Annotated in this window: 17 protein-coding genes; 4 read left to right on the top strand and 13 right to left on the bottom strand. The window is 43.8% G+C overall.

Annotated elements, in window-relative coordinates:
• Positions 1–181 precede the first annotated feature (181 nt).
• The gene (gene cysK, locus PCAR9_RS10750; protein ID WP_179983587.1) at positions 182–1,147 is read right to left on the bottom strand and encodes a cysteine synthase A; all 966 of its coding nucleotides are present in this window, start codon (positions 1,145–1,147) and stop codon (positions 182–184) included.
• A 271-nt stretch (positions 1,148–1,418) separates the two neighbouring features.
• Here cysK and PCAR9_RS10745 point away from each other — a divergent pair, with 271 nt between their 5' ends.
• The 3 genes from PCAR9_RS10745 (at position 1,419) to PCAR9_RS10735 (ending at position 4,361) form a co-directional block, all read left to right on the top strand.
• On the top strand, positions 1,419–2,255 hold the full coding sequence (locus tag PCAR9_RS10745) for an AAA family ATPase (protein WP_179983586.1): 837 nt from the start codon (positions 1,419–1,421) through the stop codon (positions 2,253–2,255).
• Positions 2,255–3,436, top strand: coding sequence for a vWA domain-containing protein (locus PCAR9_RS10740; protein ID WP_179983585.1), 1,182 nt, complete (start codon positions 2,255–2,257; stop codon positions 3,434–3,436). Before PCAR9_RS10745 ends, PCAR9_RS10740 begins: the two co-directional genes overlap by 1 nt.
• A gap of 139 nt (positions 3,437–3,575) precedes the next feature.
• The gene (locus PCAR9_RS10735) at positions 3,576–4,361 is read left to right on the top strand and encodes a nucleotidyltransferase family protein (protein WP_179983584.1); all 786 of its coding nucleotides are present in this window, start codon (positions 3,576–3,578) and stop codon (positions 4,359–4,361) included.
• Positions 4,362–4,420: 59 nt separating this feature from the next.
• Here the strand turns inward: PCAR9_RS10735 and PCAR9_RS10730 are convergent, their stop codons facing one another.
• From PCAR9_RS10730 to cmoA, 10 genes are all read right to left on the bottom strand, one after another.
• Positions 4,421–5,794, bottom strand: a complete 1,374-nt coding sequence (locus PCAR9_RS10730) for an MATE family efflux transporter (RefSeq protein WP_179983583.1) — start codon at positions 5,792–5,794, stop codon at positions 4,421–4,423.
• A gap of 153 nt (positions 5,795–5,947) precedes the next feature.
• Positions 5,948–7,162 (bottom strand): molybdopterin molybdotransferase MoeA, encoded by a 1,215-nt coding sequence (moeA, locus tag PCAR9_RS10725; RefSeq protein WP_179983582.1) that lies wholly within the window; start codon positions 7,160–7,162, stop codon positions 5,948–5,950.
• A 196-nt stretch (positions 7,163–7,358) separates the two neighbouring features.
• The gene (locus PCAR9_RS10720; protein WP_179983581.1) at positions 7,359–7,865 is read right to left on the bottom strand and encodes an outer membrane beta-barrel protein; all 507 of its coding nucleotides are present in this window, start codon (positions 7,863–7,865) and stop codon (positions 7,359–7,361) included.
• 225 nt (positions 7,866–8,090) lie between these two features.
• On the bottom strand, positions 8,091–8,762 hold the full coding sequence (locus PCAR9_RS10715) for a phosphoglycolate phosphatase (protein ID WP_179983580.1): 672 nt from the start codon (positions 8,760–8,762) through the stop codon (positions 8,091–8,093).
• A 93-nt stretch (positions 8,763–8,855) separates the two neighbouring features.
• On the bottom strand, positions 8,856–10,610 hold the full coding sequence (locus tag PCAR9_RS10710; RefSeq protein WP_179983579.1) for a sugar phosphorylase: 1,755 nt from the start codon (positions 10,608–10,610) through the stop codon (positions 8,856–8,858).
• 5 nt (positions 10,611–10,615) lie between these two features.
• Positions 10,616–11,839, bottom strand: coding sequence for a glycosyltransferase family protein (locus PCAR9_RS10705; protein WP_179983578.1), 1,224 nt, complete (start codon positions 11,837–11,839; stop codon positions 10,616–10,618).
• Between the two features lie 12 nt (positions 11,840–11,851).
• Positions 11,852–12,661, bottom strand: coding sequence for an HAD-IIB family hydrolase (locus PCAR9_RS10700; RefSeq protein WP_179983577.1), 810 nt, complete (start codon positions 12,659–12,661; stop codon positions 11,852–11,854).
• Entirely contained in the window at positions 12,658–13,530 is an 873-nt protein-coding gene (locus PCAR9_RS10695) for a kinase (RefSeq protein WP_179983576.1), read from the bottom strand. Before PCAR9_RS10695 ends, PCAR9_RS10700 begins: the two co-directional genes overlap by 4 nt.
• Before the next feature lie 94 nt (positions 13,531–13,624).
• A complete protein-coding gene (gene cmoB / locus PCAR9_RS10690) occupies positions 13,625–14,623 on the bottom strand; it encodes a tRNA 5-methoxyuridine(34)/uridine 5-oxyacetic acid(34) synthase CmoB (RefSeq protein WP_179983575.1) in 999 nt (332 codons plus the stop codon).
• A 57-nt stretch (positions 14,624–14,680) separates the two neighbouring features.
• Positions 14,681–15,412 carry a carboxy-S-adenosyl-L-methionine synthase CmoA gene (cmoA, locus tag PCAR9_RS10685; protein ID WP_179983574.1) on the bottom strand — a complete coding sequence of 244 codons (732 nt, stop codon included), beginning with the start codon at positions 15,410–15,412 and terminating at the stop codon, positions 14,681–14,683.
• Positions 15,413–15,586: 174 nt separating this feature from the next.
• Here cmoA and PCAR9_RS10680 point away from each other — a divergent pair, with 174 nt between their 5' ends.
• On the top strand, positions 15,587–16,222 hold the full coding sequence (locus PCAR9_RS10680) for a response regulator transcription factor (RefSeq protein ID WP_179983573.1): 636 nt from the start codon (positions 15,587–15,589) through the stop codon (positions 16,220–16,222).
• A 51-nt stretch (positions 16,223–16,273) separates the two neighbouring features.
• Here PCAR9_RS10680 and PCAR9_RS10675 read toward each other — a convergent pair whose 3' ends face one another.
• Both PCAR9_RS10675 and fadE read right to left on the bottom strand, forming a co-directional pair.
• Positions 16,274–16,972 carry a CAP domain-containing protein gene (locus PCAR9_RS10675; protein WP_179983572.1) on the bottom strand — a complete coding sequence of 233 codons (699 nt, stop codon included), beginning with the start codon at positions 16,970–16,972 and terminating at the stop codon, positions 16,274–16,276.
• On the bottom strand, positions 16,956–19,418 hold the full coding sequence (fadE, locus tag PCAR9_RS10670) for an acyl-CoA dehydrogenase FadE (protein ID WP_179983571.1): 2,463 nt from the start codon (positions 19,416–19,418) through the stop codon (positions 16,956–16,958). The genes PCAR9_RS10675 and fadE overlap by 17 nt, the downstream gene beginning before the upstream one ends.
• Positions 19,419–19,600: the final 182 nt, after the last annotated feature.

Raw genomic sequence — 19,600 nt, 5'->3', positions numbered from 1 at the left:
TCTTAGCTAAGTCAATATAACGACTGCCAAGAAGTTTGCTAAGCGGATTATTCACAAAAAACTGTATAAAAGCAAAGTGACGATAGGGTTTTACAAATTGTTGTTAAAACAAGGTTTTATTTGAAGCATAAAAAAACGAGGCACCGGGCCTCGTTTTAGCATTATTGAAATTGAAAGGCAGTTATTGCACTTCTTCTTGCTCGTCGAACGCACCAGCAAATAGTGGGCTGCTTAAGTAACGTTCTGTACCACTTGCTAGAAGCACTACAACTACTTTATCTTTATTTTCTGGGCGTTCAGCAAAACGCTTAGCGGCAACAACGGCAGCACCAGAAGAAATACCCGCAAGAATACCTTCGTCGGTCATTAGCTTGCGCGCCATTTCCATACATTCGTCGTTGGTAACTTGTTCAACTTCATCGATTAGGTCTAAATCCAGGTTACCTGGAATGAAACCTGCGCCGATACCCTGAATTTTGTGTGGTCCAGGGGTTAGTTCTTCACCCGCAAGCGCTTGGGTAATTACTGGTGAGTCTGTTGGCTCAACGGCAATAGAAGTAATCGCTTTACCTTTTGTGTTCTTAAGGTAGCGACTTACACCCGTAATAGTACCACCCGTACCTACACCTGCTACGAAGGCATCAACTTTACCGTCGGTATCTTCCCAAATTTCAGGCCCTGTCGTTTTTTCGTGAATAGCTGGGTTAGCAGGGTTGTCGAATTGTTGAAGCAACACGTATTTGTCTGGATCTGATGCCACAATTTCTTGTGCAGCGGCAACGGCACCTTTCATGCCCTTAGGCGCTTCAGTAAGAACAAGGTTTGCGCCCAGTGCTTTTAAAAGTTTACGACGCTCAAGGCTCATGCTGCTAGGCATGGTTAGCGTTAGCTTGTAACCGCGAGACGCTGCAACAAAAGCTAATGCAATACCTGTGTTACCACTGGTAGGCTCTACAATTTCTTTACCTTCGGTAAGGACACCGCGCTTTTCAGCATCCCAAATCATGTTTGCGCCAATGCGGCACTTAACGCTGAAGCTTGGGTTACGCGATTCAATTTTTGCGTATACATTACCTGATGTTACGCGATTTAGCTTAACTAGTGGCGTGCGGCCAATAGATAGGGAATTGTCGTCAAATACGTTCATTATAAATCCTTACCTCGTTCCTTATTTTATAGGAAACCCCGTCTGTCGTGATCTGTACGACCTTTTTAATAGTTAATAATTCAACGCGTGTGATAGTTAATAATTCACAGCCTGAATTAGGGGATTTCGTCATACCCCTATATCATTGGTCCCAATCAGTAAAATGCAAAGTGCTTTTTAGCTATATGTTATATCTATGGGCAATCATGAGAAGGCCTTGATATTATAGTTAAAATTGCAAAGACGAAAAATTATACGGAGTACAACAATAATGGCTTTTAGTGGCACGTCTAATTATATCGCAACCAAAGACTTACAGCTGGCGGTTAATGCTGCCATTACGCTAGAGCGTCCGCTTTTGATCAAGGGTGAGCCGGGCACAGGTAAAACCATGCTAGCTGAAGAGTTGGCAGAGAGTTTAAGTACCGAGTTAATTCAATGGCACATTAAATCAACCACCAAAGCGCAGCAAGGATTGTACGAATATGATGCAGTATCGCGTCTTCGCGACTCTCAACTTGGCGATGATCGCGTGCACGATATCAGCAATTACATTGTAAAAGGCAAGTTGTGGGAGGCGTTTAGCGCAGAAAAGCGCCCGGTACTTTTGATTGACGAAATTGATAAAGCTGACATTGAGTTTCCTAACGATTTATTACTAGAGCTCGATAAAATGGAGTTCTTCGTTTATGAAACACAAGAGCGTGTAGTCGCGAAACAGCGTCCTATTGTAATCATTACTTCAAACAATGAAAAAGAGCTGCCAGACGCTTTCTTGCGCCGCTGTTTTTTCCACTACATTCAGTTCCCGAATCCAGAGGAAATGCAAGAAATCGTTAATGTACATTTCCCAGATTTAAAGAAAAAGTTGCTTGATGAAGCATTGAAAGCCTTCTTTGAAATTCGCGATGTACCAGGGCTTAAGAAAAAACCTTCTACGTCTGAACTTATCGACTGGCTGAAGCTTTTGGTTGCTGAAGATATTCCACCAGAAGCGCTGCATTCAAAAGACGGTAAAGCAGCAATACCGCCATTATACGGCGCATTGCTTAAGAATGAGCAAGACATTCATTTGTTTGAAAAACTGGTCTTTATGGCGCGTCGCTAATGCTTATTCAGTTTTTTTATACGCTGCGAAAATATCAGGTCAAAACCACGTTGCGCGAGTTGCTTGATTTGCTTAAAGCGTTAGAGCATCACGTGGTGTACGCCGACATCGAAGCTTTCTACAGCTTGTCTCGTACCATTATGGTGAAAGACGAAACCCAATACGATAAGTTCGATAGGGCGTTTGCTGAGTATTTCGAAGGCGTAGAGTCTATCGACTTGTTCGGTAAAGACATTCCTGAAGAGTGGCTTCGTAAGGAAATCGAGAAAAACTTAAGCCCGGAAGAGCGCGAGGCGCTGCGTAAGGCAGGCGGCCTCGACGAACTGATGGAAACCTTGAAGAAGCGTTTAGAAGAACAAGAAAAACGTCACCAAGGTGGAAACAAGTGGGTTGGCACGGGCGGTACCTCGCCATTTGGAGCCTATGGCGACAACCCAGAAGGCGTGCGAATAGGGCAAAAAGGGAATAGAAAGTTCTCGGCGGCTAAAGTGTGGGATAAGCGTGAGTTCAAAAACTTAAGTTCAGATGTTGAGCTGGGTACGCGTAACATTAAAGTGGCGCTAAGAAAGCTGCGCAAGTTTGCTCGCACGGGTGCCAGCGAGCACCTAGATGTGCCTACGACGATAGGCGAAACCGCAAAAAAAGGTGGCTTGCTTGATATTCATATGGCGCCAGAGCGTCATAATGCGGTAAAAGTGTTGATGTTCTTTGATGTGGGGGGCTCTATGGACCCTCACGTAAAAAGCACCCAAGAGCTTTTTTCAGCAGTGCAGACCGAGTTTAAGTACCTTGAGTACTTTTACTTTCATAATTGCGTGTATGAAGAAGTGTGGAAAGATAATCTTCGCCGCAATAAAGAGCGTATCCCAATCTGGGATATCATTCATCGCTACGGTAAAGACTATAAGGTTATCTTTGTAGGTGACGCTACCATGGGGCCGTATGAAATTACCTACCCAGGGGGCAGTGTAGAGCATTGGAATGAAGAGCCTGGTAGTGTATGGATGCAGCGTTTGTTAAACCACTTTAATAACGCGGTGTGGCTTAACCCTCAGCCTGAAAATTATTGGCCGTATTATTCGTCTATAAAAATTATTCGCGAAATAATGGAAGACAGAATGTATGGGCTGACCCTTGAAGGGTTGACGGAAGCGATTAAAGGGCTTAGTCGAAGCCGTTGAGTCATTTAAGGGAGCAAGGCTATTATGCACACCCGTATACTGCCTTGGCACAAGCGCGTTAACAAAAAAGTGCGTTTTATTGCGACGTTAGTTATTTTGCGTCTGTTTTGATTACGCGCTTTAACCAATAGGTGTTACATTGAGTTCGGATGTTTATCGCTTAGCTTTTGTTTTACTCGCAGGCGGGCAAAGTTCCCGCTATGCCGGTAACAAGCTCTTATCAGAGCATCCTGTTACAAAATTACCGCTTGTTCAGCACAGTGCTACCGAAGTTATTCGCGCTCGCGATGCAATACGGTCAACGAGTAAACATCCAGTCACGGTGGTGGTAGGTAAATGGCACGACAGCGTGAGTTCGCAATTAGCTGAAGCTTTTTGTGGTCTAACTGAAACTCCTATTGAGGTGATACACAATAGGCAGTGGGAAGAGGGGATAGCATCAAGCATTCGCAGTGGGCTTTCACATCTATTGAGCCTAGCATTGCGGCCAGAAACGTCGCTTTCACCATCTTCGCTTCCAAATTCGTCTCTACCAGAAGCAGAGTCTTTGGCCACCAAGCCTTCACATGTGCTTTTTACCCTCGCTGACTTACCAAGCCTTAACACTCAAGACCTTATCCGCCTTATTGATGCTTCTAAAGCTTATCCAAACCACATAGTGTGTAGCGAGTGGCAGAAGCATGGGGAGAAGGACGGGCAGAGCGATGGGCAGAAGGATGGAAAACCTAATAGCCGGTTAACAGTGCCTGCCATTTTCCCAGAGGAAATGTTTAGCGAATTATTAGCGCTACAGGGAGATACTGGCGCTAAGCCAATTATTAAAAAGTATGCGAAGTTAGGGAAAGTAAAGGCCGTGTCTATACCCAATGCACAATTTGATATAGACACCCCGCAAGATTGGGAAAATGTCAAAAAGCCAGACTAGCCCTTTTTACAGTTTCCAGTTTCCAGTGCTTTTTAGGTAGCCTTCGCTAATAAGTCTGTTTAAGCACTCGCTAAGCGGTGAGCTGCACTTGGCCTTTGAATATGAAGAAGGCGCGCGCCTAGCATTACTGCTGCCGCACTTAAGCCTACGATAAATCCAATCCAGAACCCTGCTGCAGCCATCGGCTCAGCCGTTATCCAGTCTGTTCTTCCCAACACGACACCCGTAGGAAGACCTATTAACCAGTACGACACAAAGGTAATGATAAACATCGCTGTAGTGTCTTTGTATCCGCGTAATGCATTGGCAGAGATAACCTGAACGGCGTCTGATAGCTGAAACAGGGCAGCATATATGAGTAGCGCGTTAGCTAACGTGTAAACAGCATCGTCGCTGGTATATAGCCCAATAATGAAACCTTTAGCCAGCAGAGTGAAGCTCGCCGTACATGCTGAGGTGAAAAAGCCGATAAGAATAGCAGTACGGGCTGCTATTTTAGCCTGACGCTGATTTCTTTGCCCAATGCGATACCCAATGCGGATGGCGGCAGCCATCCCAATACTCATAGGAAACATAAACATAAGCGCCGAGAAATTCAGGGCTACTTGGTGGGCAGCTACCGTGGTGGCACCAAATGGTGCTAATAACAATGCAACTACTGAAAACAGCGTTACTTCGAACAAAATCGTCATGGCAATAGGCAAGCCCATTTTAAAAGTTCGGCTTATGGTTACCATGTTTGGCGTGTACAGCTGACTAAACAAATTGTATTTTTGCAGAGCAGGGGCGAAGCGCACATAGATGAAGGTTGCAATCAGCATAGTGTAAATAACGATGCCAGTAGCAATACCACAACCAGCGCCGCCCATGGCAGGCAGTGGGCCAACACCGTAAATAAATAGGTAGTTTCCAACAATGTTAGCCATCAAGCCAATTACGGTAATGATCATCGTTGGCTTGGTTTTACCTAAGCCTTCACAATAATTTCTAAGCCATTGGTACAAAGCAAAACCCGGCATGGCAAATAGCACGTAAAGCACGTAGTCTACGGTTATGCTGTGCAGTTCAGGCGCCATGGGAAAAAGCGCTACCATATTTTCATTGAAGGGAATTAACCCTGCTATTACCAGTCCTACAAAGAAGATCAGGTAGCCTGCTTGCTGGCTGGCATCAGCAATGCTGCTAATACTTTTGTTACCCTGTAACCGTGAAATAATAGGGGGAAGCGCAAGGGCTATACCTTGTATAAAACACAGAAGTGGTACGGTTATGCTAAACCCAAGGGCCACTGCTGCCATGTCGGTAGCGCTATAACGCCCCGCCATAATGGTATCGCTTACGCCCATTAGCATCTGTGTAATTTGCGCAACTAGCAATGGCCACGCAAGCTTTAAAATATCTCTTCCTTCTACAAGAAAGCGTTTCTTATTCACGGTAATGTGTCTCTATATAAGTCGCCAAGAGCGACGAGGATAATGGCTAATTGTTTCGCGTAGTGCTTTGATAATTGTTTCTTGGTAAATACAGAAGCAAAACCGAATCGCGAAAAAAGTTATCTAACGTAAAGCGTTTAAACAACAGCCGTTTTAAAAATGCAGTGGCATAACGGGAACCGTGTCACCAGGTTTCAGCTCGCTGATATCCTCATGCACTACCATAAGGCAGTTGGCAGAGGTGATTGACGTCATCACACCAGAACTTTGTGATTTAAACGGTGTGACTTCCCATTCTCCTTGGTTGTTTCTCACCATAGTTGCACGCTGGAAATCTCGTCGACCCGCTCGGCGCTTAAGTGATGTGGTAATAGTCGCGTTCACAAAAAACGGCTCGTGGCTTTGTGCTTGGCCTTGCATTTTCTTGATAACGGGTACAACCAGTAACTTAGCAGTGACAAATGAAGATACGGGGTTGCCCGGTAAACCACAAAACAAGGTATTATTAATTTTGCCTAAAGCGAAAGGTTTGCCCGGTTTAACCGCGACTTTCCAAAAATCGATAGTGCCTAGTTCAGCGATGATATCTTTTACGTAGTCTGCGTCACCAACTGAAACACCACCGCTACTTACCATCACGTCAACACGCTCGCTGGCTTCAATAAATAGCGTACGCAAGGAAGCTTCGTCATCTTCCACAATTCCGAAATCTACAAGTTCTACGTTTTCATTGCGTAATATACTGCTCACGCCAACGCGGTTCGACTCGAAAATTTGCGTTGGTTTAAGGGCGTCACCAGGGGCGGCAAGTTCCGAACCGGTTGCTACCACCCCAACGCGAAGCTTTCGGTAAACGGCTACGGTGCTTTTTCCTTGAGAGGAAAGCAACATAAGGTGCTCGGCGTGAAGGCGGGTGCCCTCGCTGATTAGCGTATCGCCACAGGCAATATCATTGGCTTTTTTGCGAATATTCTCTTTCGCAGAAGGAAGTTTGTTTATGACTACAACTTCGTCGCGATTTTCAGTATTTTCTACCATCACGACGGCATTGGCATTATCCGGAATAGGTGCGCCAGTCATTATTTTAAACGCTTTGCCATTTACAAGCGGCTCGTCAGCGCTCATACCTGCGGTAATAACACCTTGTACTTCAAGCTCAGCGCTATTAGAAAGGTCCTCAACGTTAACGGCGTAGCCGTCCATCGCCGAGTTGTCCCAAGGTGGAACATTGATGTGTGCAACAACATCTTCGGCCAAGATGCGGTTGTTGGCGTCAAAAATACTCACTTGTTCAATGTCGTTTATCGCTTTTGCTGCGTTAAGCGCTTTAGTAAGGGCTTCTTCAAGTGAAAGCCATTTAGATGACATACCAACAACTCCAATTAATTATTTAACAGGCGGATATTACAGAAAAAACACCCTTATACCAAAGGTTAAAGCGTGAAATAAGAGAATGTTGGCAAAAATGAAATGAAGGATGCGAAGAAGAATGTTGAAGCTGATTTACGTCGTTATCCGTGAGTGACGAAGAATCTATTTACTCCACCACTCACCGATTAGAGAATTAGAATGCGAATTTGGCGCCGATGCTAAGTACGTCTGTACCATCAAATGACTCGTAAGAAACCTCAGCTGATGTGGTTGGATTAAACTTATAGCCTAAGCCGCCACCAATCCCAAATTCCCAATCTGATGTGTCAGATTCAGAAAATCCCCCCGCGCTGGCTGTTACTTCAAGTTTACCGTAAGAAGGAGCGATATAAGCGTAAACATTTTCAGTTACGTCAAACTCACCTCTAAGTGAAAGTGCGTAAAACGAATCTAATTCCAGATCTACACCAAAGATCTCGTCGTCGCTAACGCCAATGCCGTATCTTAGCTCAGGAACGAGTGAAAACGTTTGGTTAACCGCGTATTTGTAACCTGCTGACGCTACGATACCACCAAGGCTAATATCAATATCACCGTCGCTGTCTGATAAATTGCTATAACTCACTCCCAAAACCCAGTTCGCTGATGCGGACATAGAAACAGATACTAACGCTGCAGCTAAAAGTGCCTTTTTAAACATAATTATTCCTTTTCAATTAACTTTTATTATTCTGATGATTTTCAAAATGCATAAGCATTGAGGCTGCAAGAAAGGGAAGTTATACATTGATAACCAGAACGCAATTGAGTTTGATGAAACAGTGTTGGTTTCATCCTAACTGTCTACGGAAGTCCCTTTCTCAATAGCTCGGAGAGTATCATCAGTCTTCTGTTAAAAATCAATTAGTTTATTTAAATAAACAAGTTAGCTAAGCGTCGTTAGTATGTCATTAAAATTGTCGAACACCCAGTCAGGCTGATAGGTCGCAATACTTTCGCCGTAATTGTACCCATAGGTAAGGCCAATACTTTTTATGTTGGCTGCCTTTGCAGCAAGAATATCATTTTTGGAATCGCCTACCATTACACACTGTGAAGGTGAAATCGTAAACTGTTCGCAGGCGTATAAAAGGGGCAGGGCAGACGGCTTTTTCTCCGCTAAACTGTCACCGCCGATAGTAAGTGAAAACAGAGACGACAACGAGAATGAAGACAAAATAGGCTCAATAAACTCTGAAGGCTTGTTAGTTATCAATACTAGCGTATAACCACGCTGTTTTAACGCATGTAGCGTGTCAAAAACACCATCGTAAAGCACAGTACTTTTAGTTTCTAACGTTCGATAATAGAAAAGAAATTTATCTAACGCAGTATCAACCTCTAATTGATTACGGTTGTGGTTTATTTTCGTATCCCCACTTAACCCGCGTTCCACTAAAACCCGGGCGCCATTTCCCACCCAGTGTCGTATAACGTGCTCGTCATAAGTTGGTAGTCGATAATCACTTAGCATCTTATTAAGGGCTGTAGCCAAATCTGGCACAGAATCGACCAGCGTGCCGTCTAAGTCGAAAAGAAAGGTATTAATTTCTTGCATTACAAACTTGATTAACTAACGAATGTGATAATCATAACACCGCAGTATCCGTACCGCGGAAGATTTATTAGCCACCTAAATTTTGTAAACTATTTACTCAAAATCTTGGTTGCTGATCCAAAGTACTTGATAAGGCTTCATTTGTAAGAAACCGCTGGATAGTGCTATTTCATCACGGGTGATAAGGTCAATCCAGTTATCGGTACCAATAAGGTTAATGTCCGACAGCAGAATAGTTTGTTCTTCATCTGAAATATTACTAATACAGAAAATACTTTGTTTTCTGTCCAAGCTTTGACGCCAATAGCCAAACAGTTGATTATTTAGTTGTAGTGTAAACTGCGTGGCGTTGGGGTGGAATGCAGGCTGTGCTTTACGTATGCGTATAAGCTGCGAGATCCGCGTTAGTACTTTATGATGTTGAGAGAAAGGCGAGTCTAACAGCGCCTCAAGTTCGCTAAAGTCCCAGCGTTTTCTATTTATAGAGCGATTTTGGCCGGTATTAGCAACTTTTTCATAATCGTTAGATGTACCAAGTAAACTGTGGATGTAAATACCTGGAATACCCTCCATACCTAACATAATGGCGTGGGCGCAGATAAAGCGGTCAACCTGATATTTGTCCGGACCTTTGATAGTGCCTTGAAGAGCGTCAAATAGCGTAATATTGATCTCGTAAGGTTTTTGCTGTCCGTGCTCAGATGCGCGCCACGATACTTTTCCACCAAAATGCTGCATGGCATGCACTAAGTCAGATATTTCCTCTTCAGAAAGTAAGCCTTCTGCTGGGCGAAGTCCAATACCATCGTGGGATGCAATAAAGTTGAAATAGGCTGTGCCGTTTTGCGCCGGCGGCATACTCATCATCCAACTTTTCAAGTACGAGCAATCACCAGTCACCAAGGTGTTTACAAGCAAAGGCGGTAGTGAAAAGTTGTAAATAGCGTGAGCTTCGTTTGCATTACCAAAATACGTCAAGTTTTCCCTGTTAGGAATATTGGTCTCGGTAATGATTATGATGGATGGGTCCACATGCTCAATAAGGGTTCTTATCAAGCGAATAACCTCATGGGTTTGGAATAAGTTGATACAGTTTGTACCTACAATTTTCCAAAGAAATGCAACGGCATCCAAACGGAAAATCTTAGCGCCTTTGTCGATGTAAAGCTTAATAATATCAATAAAGGCCAGCAGTACTTTCGGGTTTCTAAAGTCAAAATCGACTTGGTCGTGACTAAAGGTACACCAAACGTGTTTAGTACCGTTTGCAGTTTCTGTTTCGCGAAGTAGTGGCGACACACGAGGGCGCGTCACCATAGATAAGTCATCGCTGGGGTCGGCTGTAAAGAAAAAGTCAGATCCCGGACCTTCGCCTTTGATAAAGTTATCGAACCACACGCTTCTTGCAGAGCAATGATTGATCACTAAATCTGTCATTAGTCCGTAATCAGCGGCTATGGCTTCAATATCGTCCCACGAGCCTAAAGATTCGTTCACAGTGGAATAATCGATAACCGAGAATCCATCGTCTGAACTGTACGGAAAAAATGGCAAGATATGCACATTGTTCACCGTATTCCTACAGTAGCGATGAAGAAACTTGTTCAATGTAACCAGCGGGCGCTCGTCGTCGTCAATAACGCTATCACCATAGGTAATCATGATGATGTCATCTTCATCCCAATAATTGTGATGTGACTTAGGTGACGCAATGTCGGTTTGCTGCTGAATGCCTATTGTATTCATTAGTTCAGTGGCTAGCGTCTCGTAAGAGACGTCTAGCGCTACATCAGCATAAATGCTTTCTAAATGGTGTTTTACTTTGTCATGGAGATGCTCCCATGCCATATTACTTACTCCATATATTCTGCAGTATCGGCTTCAACCGCTTCTAATAGTCGTTCTAAAATATCTGGCACCGCACTGGTTACACGGTTCCAGCTTGGTATAAACGGTGTTTCCATCGGGTTTTCTAAGAAGTTTTGCCCCGCTTTCATTATATTGCTGGCGAACATCTCTACCGCTTTTTCTTCACTATGAATGTCTAAGTTCAGTCCATTCATTACCGCATCATTGTGATAAGTCTCTATAAAGTCTAGCGCAATTCTGAAATAGGTCGCTTTAATCGAACGGAACATCTCATTGCTAAACGTGTAGCCTTGCGTAGCTAGCTTTCTGAAAATTGCCTTTGTAATGTCGATAGACATTTTAGACAAACCACCTTGGTCATTATTAAGCGAAAGGTCTTGGTGTTTATGGTCATAAATATCGCATATATCTGCTTGGCACAGACGATTGTGTGAATAGTTGCGGTGCATTTCCGACAACACGCCAATCTCTAAGCCCCAGTCGCTTGGTATACGAATATCATTTAATACATCCCTTCTAAACGAAAATTCACCTGCAAGTGGGTAGCGGAAGCTGTCCATAAACTCCAGGTACTCGTTATCACCCATAATGCGTTTTAGTGCGCGAAGTAGGGGAGTGACCAGAAGACGTGAAACACGACCATTAATTTTGCCGTTAGCTACACGAGCATAGTACCCCTTACAAAATTCATAGTTGAACATAGGGTTAGCGACAGGGTAAATAAGCTTGGCAAGCAAGTCTTTGTTGTAAGTAACAATGTCGCAATCGTGTAATGCTACAGATTCTGCTCTGTTAGACGCTAATACATAGCCCATGCAGTACCACACATTACGGCCTTTACCTAACTCTTTAGGTGCTAGACCCTGAGACTGAAGTTCTTCGTCAAGCGCTTTAAGACGCGGACCATCGTTCCAAAGTACTCTGTGGTGCTGAGGTAGCTTTCCAAAGAACTTAAGCGCGTGTTTGTACTGTTCTTCATTGGCTCGGTCTAGGCCAATTACAATTTCTGATAAATAGGGAACGCCAGTGAGTTCGTTAACAATATGCGGAAGTGCATCACCTTCTAGTTCTGAAAACAGCGAGGGAAGAATAAGTGCCATAGGGCGCTTTTGTGAAAACTGTAAAAGCTCTGTTTCTAGCTCTTCGGTAGGACGACGAGCCAAATTATGTAACGTAGTAACCACACCATTTTGATAAAAATCAGCCATGTGTCCTCCTGATCATAGGGATAATAATTGAGTAAGCATTTCGTTCCAGCCTTCAGGGCCGGCTAGGGTGCTGGTATAGACCTCTTCTTTTTTTACAGCAGGCGGAGGGTTTACCGGTGATAAAATGCGAATTGGGACGTGCGCCGCTTCAAGCATTGCTACGTCGTTTTTACCATCGCCAAGGGCAATGGTATTTACTTTGGTGGTATGTTGCTTTTGATATTCACTAGCCAGCCACTTAAGCGCTTGGCCTTTATCGCAATTACCTGAAATATGTATAAAACGGCCACCCTCCAGTGGAAAGGCGCCGCGATCTTTTACAACTTTTAAAAATCGCTGTTTCTCATCGTCACTGCCCAACCATAAAACGGGTTCACCGAACTGACGCTTAGCTGCAAGTGACGCAGATCGCTCATCAAGACCTGTACACTCCTGAATTTCTGCGTTTGACATTTTTGAGAACTGCTTATATTTACCCTCAAATTCGCTGCCAATTTTTTCCAATAGCTTAATCCAATAATTTTTATTGGAGATAAAAGCTTTGCACCAATAGCCGTCTATCCAAACCGTGCCGCTAGGCTTTTGTTTAAAAAAGCCATGGGGGATGAAAATAGCGGCACCATTCTCAATAATAAACGGCCCGTCTAAGCCAATTCTTTCACGTAATGGCTGTAATTCAGCAAAGGTTTTACTGGTGGTGGGAATAACGGGGATGTCTTTTGCTTCTAATGCCGTTAAAGCCGGTTTCGCCGCCTCGAAAGAGTAGGTATGGTGGTCTAACAGCGTGCCGTCCATATCGGTGAAAACAAGCGTTTTCGTCATCGTTTTACGTCCTGTTTAGTTATCGTTCTTGTTTCATCAAGATAAAATACGGTATCGCACTTATCAGGCAAATGCGCTAACGCGTGTTCAGTGATGCGCTGATAGTGTTGCACAAAGTTTGCCACTTCTTCATCAGACATAACGCCGTCGCTATCAATGGAAGCTTTTTGGGCAAGTTTGTGTTCCTGTTCTAACCGCCATTGATAAACACAATCGAAACTTGGCGCTTTAAGCATGATGCGATAGTCAATTTTGTCGAAGAGTGTTTGGTAATCGCCTGCTAATTCGGTATTAACAAATGAACGCCAAATGCTTAGTGGATCCTCAACTTCTTCAAGGTGATTCACGGGGCGCTTTAATTCGCCAGAAGCCTGAGGTGACGCACCCACACACCATCCCTCTAGTATGATGAAATCAGGTGAAGATTCTATTACAGGCCACTGCTCTGGCGGGAATGGGTTGTCCGTCGCCTTGTTAAATCGAGGTAGGGATGTCCGCGTGCCTGCAGCTAAACTACGAAGCGTATTTAAAGCTAAGGTAACGTCGTGTGTACCCGGTACACCACGCGTTGCTAGTAGCGGATGCACTTTAATTGCTAGCGCGTTGCGCTGAGATTGATCGAAATAAAAGTCATCAATAGACAGTGAAACAACTTGTTTATTATGTACTGATGAAAGGAAAGATTCGATAAAACTGGTCAGAGTAGATTTACCTGAACCCTGACTTCCATTTATACCGACGATGAAAGGTTTTGTTGCACCTTCTTGGTGCTTAAGCAGCTGCTTGCATAATGGCGTGAACCATTTTTGTGCAGTTTCTGCATAGCTACTTGGCAATTGGTGCGTCGTTAAAAAGCTATGTATATCCATGTTGTCACCTTAATCAATGCAGAATTCGCACGTTCTTCTCGATTAAGATAACAACATTTGTGCCAATCGGGTAACATGCTAGGTACCCTAAGGATTACTTCTTATTTGCTACGATAACGGCCCGTTGTGGTGCAGGATAACCTTCTATGGTGCGAGTAATATCTTCTTGATCGAGAAAATCTTTCAAAGATTGTGATTCCATCCATGACGTTGCACGTTGTTCGTCTAAGGTAGTGTGGTTAACATCCACAACGCGGATATTTTCAAATCCCAGGCGACCTAGCCATACAGACAGAGCGGCGGTACTGGGTAAAAACCAAACATTTCGCATTTGCGCATAGCGCTCACCGGCCATTAGCACAGTGTTTTCGTCACCATCAACAACAAGGGTCTCAAGTATTAACTCTCCACCTTTCCTTAGCTGATCTTTAAGCTGCTGTAGAAAGGCCATAGGATCTTTGCGATGATAAAGAACACCCATCGAAAATACAGTGTCAAAGGCTTTCAGTGGCTGCATCTCTTCTATGCCTAATGGCAAAAAGTGAATGTTGTCACAAGGGGTTGTGGAATTACTGATAAATTGCTTAATGGCGTGAAACTGAATAAGAAACAATTGAGTAGGATCTATACCCACTACTTTTTCGGCCCCTTCGCCAAGCATACGCCACATGTGATAGCCACTACCGCAACCTACGTCTAAAACGTTTCGGTCTTTTAAAGAGGTAATGTGAGGTGCTACACGTTCCCATTTCCAGTCTGAACGCCACTCGGTATCTATGTGAATGCCATGCAGGTGGAAAGGGCCCTTACGCCATGGCATAAATTGTTTCAGCAAACCTTCTATTTGCTTTTGCGTGTATTCGTCAACGTCGTCTTTTGTGCCTATCGAAACGCTCGATGAAAGGTCAACATGGCTTGGATAGGTCGATGGCAGTTTTCCAAGCATCCGGCACCATTTATCAAATTCGCCGTGCTTTGCGTTTCGCTGCCAGTCGTCCATTTGGGCAGGTAGGGTTTGCAGCCAATGTGAAAGAGGGCTGTCTATCAACGATTTGTAGCAATCGTTAAACCAAGTCTGTTCTAGTTTACTCATAGTCTTCTTTATATGTATTGAAATCGAAATAACGCGAAGTTTAAAAGACGCTAGTGCCTAACTTTTAATGGCGACCATGGACGTAAAGTTATAGCACTTGTACCACATCACTACATCTGTAAACCCTACTTTTTTCAGGCGAGTTTCATGTTCACTGAAGGTGTCGGTTAACATAACCTTCTCTAGCGCTGCGCGTTTTTGACTTACTTCTAGCTCGCTGTATCCATTGTCGCGTTTAAACTGGTGGTGTAAGTCTACAAGTAATTCGTTTCCATTGAGGGTAGGGTGACGAATTTTCTCTGACAATACTAAAATACCGCCTGGGTTTAACCCATCGTAAATGCTTTTTAATAGTGCTTCGCGGTCAGCTGGTGGTATAAACTGTAAAGTAAAGTTCATAACAACCATGGACGCGTTATTTATCTCAATATCTTGCGCAAAGCCATGCTGTATGGAAATAGGATTTGGAAGTGAAAACGTTTGAACAACACGCTTACAGCGTTCAACCATGGCTTCAGATGCATCTACACCTATAATTTTACATGTTTCGCTAGGCAGCGCCCTAGCTACAGATAGACTCGCAGCACCTAAACTACAGCCAAGGTCGTATACCACAGAATTTGAAGTGACTGCAGTTTTAGCTAATTCGCCTATGGTGTGAACAATCGTTTCGTACCCGGGAACTGAACGCTGAATCATATCAGGAAACACATCAACGACAGACTCATCAAACTTAAAGTCATCTACTTTATTGAGTGCCTTTGCATAAATATTGTCGTGTTTCTTCACTGTGAATCTTCTATTAGCCAATTTGGGGCGCAATTTTACCGTCTGATACGTAAATGCCAATGGAAAACGCTAAATTTGTTAGTTTTTTACAGGATTTTTCAGTATTAGGTCTTTTCGTTACTGGTCTAAAGTATTAATCTATACTCATAATACAAAAAGGAAGCAGTAACGCTAATGACGAGAATTCTAGTAGCAGACGATCACCCATTGTTTCGCGAGGCATTGAGCGGCGCGTTGGAACCTTACTTTGAAAATGCACAAATAATTCAAGCCGGAAGTTTGGACGATGCATTGGCAAAACTTAACGAATTCGACGGCGTTGAGCTAGTGCTTCTTGATCTTAACATGCCAGGCGGTGAATATTTTAACGGCCTTATCACACTACGTGAACAGTATCCAAACATCCCTATTGGTGTAGTTTCAGGTAGTGATACGGTTGAAGTAGTAGCTCAGGTGATGAGCCTAGGCGCACAGGGTTTCATCCCTAAAGTATCGCAAACGCGAGAAATTGCTCAAGCTATCGTAGATATTATCGGCGGTAAGAAATGGCTTCCAGAAGGTATGGAAGAAGAGCTTGAAAAAGTTGATGATGAATTGAAAGTGTTACTTCAACGCTTCCGTGAGCTAACGCCAAAACAAATTCAGGTGCTTTCGTATTTAAGAGCTGGCCTGATGAACAAACAGATTGCTCATGAAATGAATGTCACCGAAGCAACTATTAAAGCACATATCAGTGCCATACTGCGTAAACTAGAGATTAATACTCGTACGCAGGCTGTGTTATTAATGGATAAGCTTCAGCTAAGCTAACCGCAATTTGCTTTAAAAAAAAGCCGGATTATTCATCCGGTTTTTTTGTCTTTAAAGTTCTGTTTTTAAAGTAATATTGCCGCTCTCGGTTACAATGTCTAAACCTTTATCAGGTACATGATCAAACCGCTTTTGGCGTTTCAAGAGTAACGTTGTTGATGAGTTATCGTCCTCTAGAGAAGTAGCAGTGTCCGCTAACTTAGTAACATAAACCGCCCAGTATTCAACATGCGGTGTTGAAAAGTCTTTATGAAACGCGATACCGATTTGATCTTGCTCTTCATAAAACGGAATTTCGCCTAATAAGTGCTGCCGATGAGAGGTAGATCTTTTCAATGCATACCAAACATCATCAGCCGTAGTGTACCCGCCCGCTAACGCTTCAACTTGGTTGCTCATAGCCTTACCATAATATTCAGGTAGTGAAAGCCCCGCATTTCGAATGCGAGTGTTAGGGCTACCACCTATAAAATGTGAAACTAAGCCTCTGTCGGCCATATCTTTCACCTTAGCCTCAGCTAATTCAACGAGTGTCGGGTTGCACTGCAACAGATTGCGTTTTTGACCTTTATCGTTAGCAATAAGTAAAGACAAAGCTTGTGCTTGCTCAGTATTACCGCAGGTTACTGGGTTGGCGAAGCTAGTACTTTGTGCAGTCAAAGCAATTAGCGTAGCTATAAAGAATTTTTGACAAAAAAGGCCGCTTTCGCGGCCTTCTTTTCTAGGGTTTGAACTAAGCAGCTTTACCACCTCGTTTCTTAGTAGCTGACGTTGAGTTAACTTTAGCTACTAACTCTTCGTGATCGAAATCATCAACGTTGATGGTGCGAAGTCGTCCTGCTTCTGTCTTGCGTAGCAAGTTCGCTTCTTCATCGTTAATAATATCTTCAGCTAATGCCTCATCAGCTAGTACGTCCAATCGAGTGAACGGTAGCTTGGCTTTCTTGTGCTTACAAATGCGCTCGAAGATAGGTTCACTTGCTAATACATCGTCAAGTGTTTGTTCTAGGTCGCCAAACAAACTGCCTTCCTCACGAGTTAAATACTGGCCATAGCCTAGACGGCTACGTGCAGTTGAAGGCGTTTGAAGCATTTGCGCAATAGCATGCTCTGTTTTATCAGAAGGCTTGCCAATACGACGACCAAAAGGAATAACCATAACGCGAAGCGCTGCTGCAATTGCGCGGTTAGGGAAGTTCGCTAAGAAGTCATCAATTGCAGTTTCAATGTCGTGCAATGTGGTTTGCATCGCCCAATGAAGAAGCGGAAGATCTTCTTTCAAACGACCTTCTTCGTCAAAGCGCTTCAAAGTAGTGCTGCCCATGTATAGACCACTTAAAATGTCACCTAAACGCGCAGACAAGCGCTCGCGACGCTTAAGGTCACCGCCAAGTACGCCCATAGAAACATCAGTAAGAAGTGCTAGGTTAGCGCTATAACCTTGAAGCAGTTTATAGTAACGCGCTGTTTCATCAGTAAATGGCGCACTGCTAAACGCACCATTAGTTAACGAGAACCAAATACTGCGAACCGTGTTAGCTACCGCAAAGCCGATATGACCAAATACTGCCTTATCAAACGCTTGAAGAGCCTCTTTCTTGTCTTCAATAGATGCAGCTTCAATTTCTTTAAGCACGTATGGGTGACAACGCATTGCGCCTTGACCAAATATCATCATGTTACGAGTAAGGATATTTGCACCTTCAACCGTAATTGATACAGGTACGCCTTGATAGCCGCGGCCCAAGTAGTTGTTTGGCCCAAGCATTACGCCTTTACCACCGTGAACGTCCATCGAGTCATTGATGACTTGACGCATTTTCTCAGTTAAATGGTACTTACAGATTGCCGAGATAACCGAAGGTTTCTCGCCTAGGTCAACACCCACTGTTGAAAAGCGCGTTACGCCATCCATTAAGTAAGCATTACCACCAATACGCGCAAGCATTTCTTCAACACCTTCCATATGACCTACAGGCATACGGAACTGACGACGAATACGTGCATATGCACCGGTTGCAAGTGAAACAGATTTTGCACCACCAGCAGCAGAAGAAGGTAGGGTAATACAACGTCCTACTGATAAACATTCTACAAGCATGCGCCATCCGCGACCCGCCATCGCTGGACCACCGATAATGTAATCGATAGGTACAAAGATTTCTTCACCCTTGATAGGGCCATTCTGGAATGGTGTATTAAGAGGGAAATGACGTCGGCCAATTTCTAGACCTTTAGTGTCGCGAGGGATAAGCGCACAGGTAATACCCGGCTCTTTGTTATCGCCAAGAAGACCTTCAGGATCTTGCAGTTTAAAAGCAAGGCCGATAACTGTAGCCACAGGTGCAAGAGTGATATAGCGCTTGTTAAAAGTAAGGCGCATACCCAGTACTTCTTCACCGTTCCATTCGCCTTTGCAAACAACACCAACATCTGGAATTGCGCCAGCATCTGAACCTGCTTCAGGACCAGTTAATGCGAAACAAGGGATTTCTTTACCCTCTGCAAGGCGAGGTAAATAGTGATCTTGCTGCTCTTTCGTACCATAGTGTTGCAGTAGTTCACCCGGGCCTAGTGAATTTGGTACACCAACTGTGCTTGATAGCACTGCACTTACACCTGCCAGCTTTTGTAGGACACGTGATTGCGCATAAGCTGAAAATTCAAGACCACCATATTCTTTCTTGATGATCATGGCGAAGAATTTGTGTTCTTTAAGGAACTGCCAGATTTCAGGAGGTAGGTCCGCATCTTTGTGGTTTATCTGCCATTCATCGACCATAGAGCAAACTTTGTCACAAGGGCCATCTAGGAACGCTTGCTCTTCTGCAGTTAAGCGACCTTTAGGGATGCGATGAAGCTTGTCCCAGTCTGGCTTACCGCTAAAGATATCGCCGTCCCACCAAACGGTACCCGCATCAATAGCTTCTTGTTCTGTGCTCGACATTTCCGGCATAACCTTGCGATAGAAGGCTAGCAACTTTTTAGAAATGTGTTGTTGTCTAATATTAGCAAGTGTGAACGGCAGCGTTAAAGCAAGGAACACTACCCAACCTAGTAGGCCGATATCACCGAAAAGGGTGCCTAAAATCATAACACCTGCGCCCATGGCAACAGCTGTTACCAAGCTGGTACGCTGATAGCTAGCAATCGCTAGTGTCAGAACGACCAGTAAAAACCATATAAAATCTGCCATACTTCACTCCTGAAAGGCGTTAAACGTTACGCTTGTCATATCTTCGATTCTGTAAAAACGCTTCAAACAAAAGTCGTTAACGATCGAGGTCTGACCAGCATGCTGTAAACCTATTATTTAATAAGGCAAAGATCAAGATTTTTACATGAATATTCTATTAACAGCGACATAAATAATAGGGT

This window comes from Alteromonas macleodii, from assembly GCF_903772925.1.
Classification (GTDB): Bacteria; Pseudomonadota; Gammaproteobacteria; order Enterobacterales; family Alteromonadaceae; genus Alteromonas; species Alteromonas macleodii_A.
This window is presented reverse-complemented; position numbering and strand designations above follow the sequence as displayed.

What these genes read in the sequence shown, in the direction of transcription:
- PCAR9_RS10680 (WP_179983573.1), top strand. Translation starts at nt 15,587, where the DNA reads ATGACGAGAATTCTAGTAGCAGACGATCACCCATTGTTTCGCGAGGCA.
- fadE (WP_179983571.1), bottom strand. Translation starts at nt 19,418, where the DNA reads ATGGCAGATTTTATATGGTTTTTACTGGTCGTTCTGACACTAGCGATT.
- moeA (WP_179983582.1), bottom strand. Translation starts at nt 7,162, where the DNA reads ATGTCATCTAAATGGCTTTCACTTGAAGAAGCCCTTACTAAAGCGCTT.
- PCAR9_RS10710 (WP_179983579.1), bottom strand. Translation starts at nt 10,610, where the DNA reads ATGGCATGGGAGCATCTCCATGACAAAGTAAAACACCATTTAGAAAGC.
- PCAR9_RS10715 (WP_179983580.1), bottom strand. Translation starts at nt 8,762, where the DNA reads ATGCAAGAAATTAATACCTTTCTTTTCGACTTAGACGGCACGCTGGTC.
- PCAR9_RS10700 (WP_179983577.1), bottom strand. Translation starts at nt 12,661, where the DNA reads ATGACGAAAACGCTTGTTTTCACCGATATGGACGGCACGCTGTTAGAC.
- PCAR9_RS10695 (WP_179983576.1), bottom strand. Translation starts at nt 13,530, where the DNA reads ATGGATATACATAGCTTTTTAACGACGCACCAATTGCCAAGTAGCTAT.
- PCAR9_RS10740 (WP_179983585.1), top strand. Translation starts at nt 2,255, where the DNA reads ATGCTTATTCAGTTTTTTTATACGCTGCGAAAATATCAGGTCAAAACC.
- PCAR9_RS10705 (WP_179983578.1), bottom strand. Translation starts at nt 11,839, where the DNA reads ATGGCTGATTTTTATCAAAATGGTGTGGTTACTACGTTACATAATTTG.
- cysK (WP_179983587.1), bottom strand. Translation starts at nt 1,147, where the DNA reads ATGAACGTATTTGACGACAATTCCCTATCTATTGGCCGCACGCCACTA.
- cmoB (WP_179983575.1), bottom strand. Translation starts at nt 14,623, where the DNA reads ATGAGTAAACTAGAACAGACTTGGTTTAACGATTGCTACAAATCGTTG.
- PCAR9_RS10745 (WP_179983586.1), top strand. Translation starts at nt 1,419, where the DNA reads ATGGCTTTTAGTGGCACGTCTAATTATATCGCAACCAAAGACTTACAG.
- PCAR9_RS10720 (WP_179983581.1), bottom strand. Translation starts at nt 7,865, where the DNA reads ATGTTTAAAAAGGCACTTTTAGCTGCAGCGTTAGTATCTGTTTCTATG.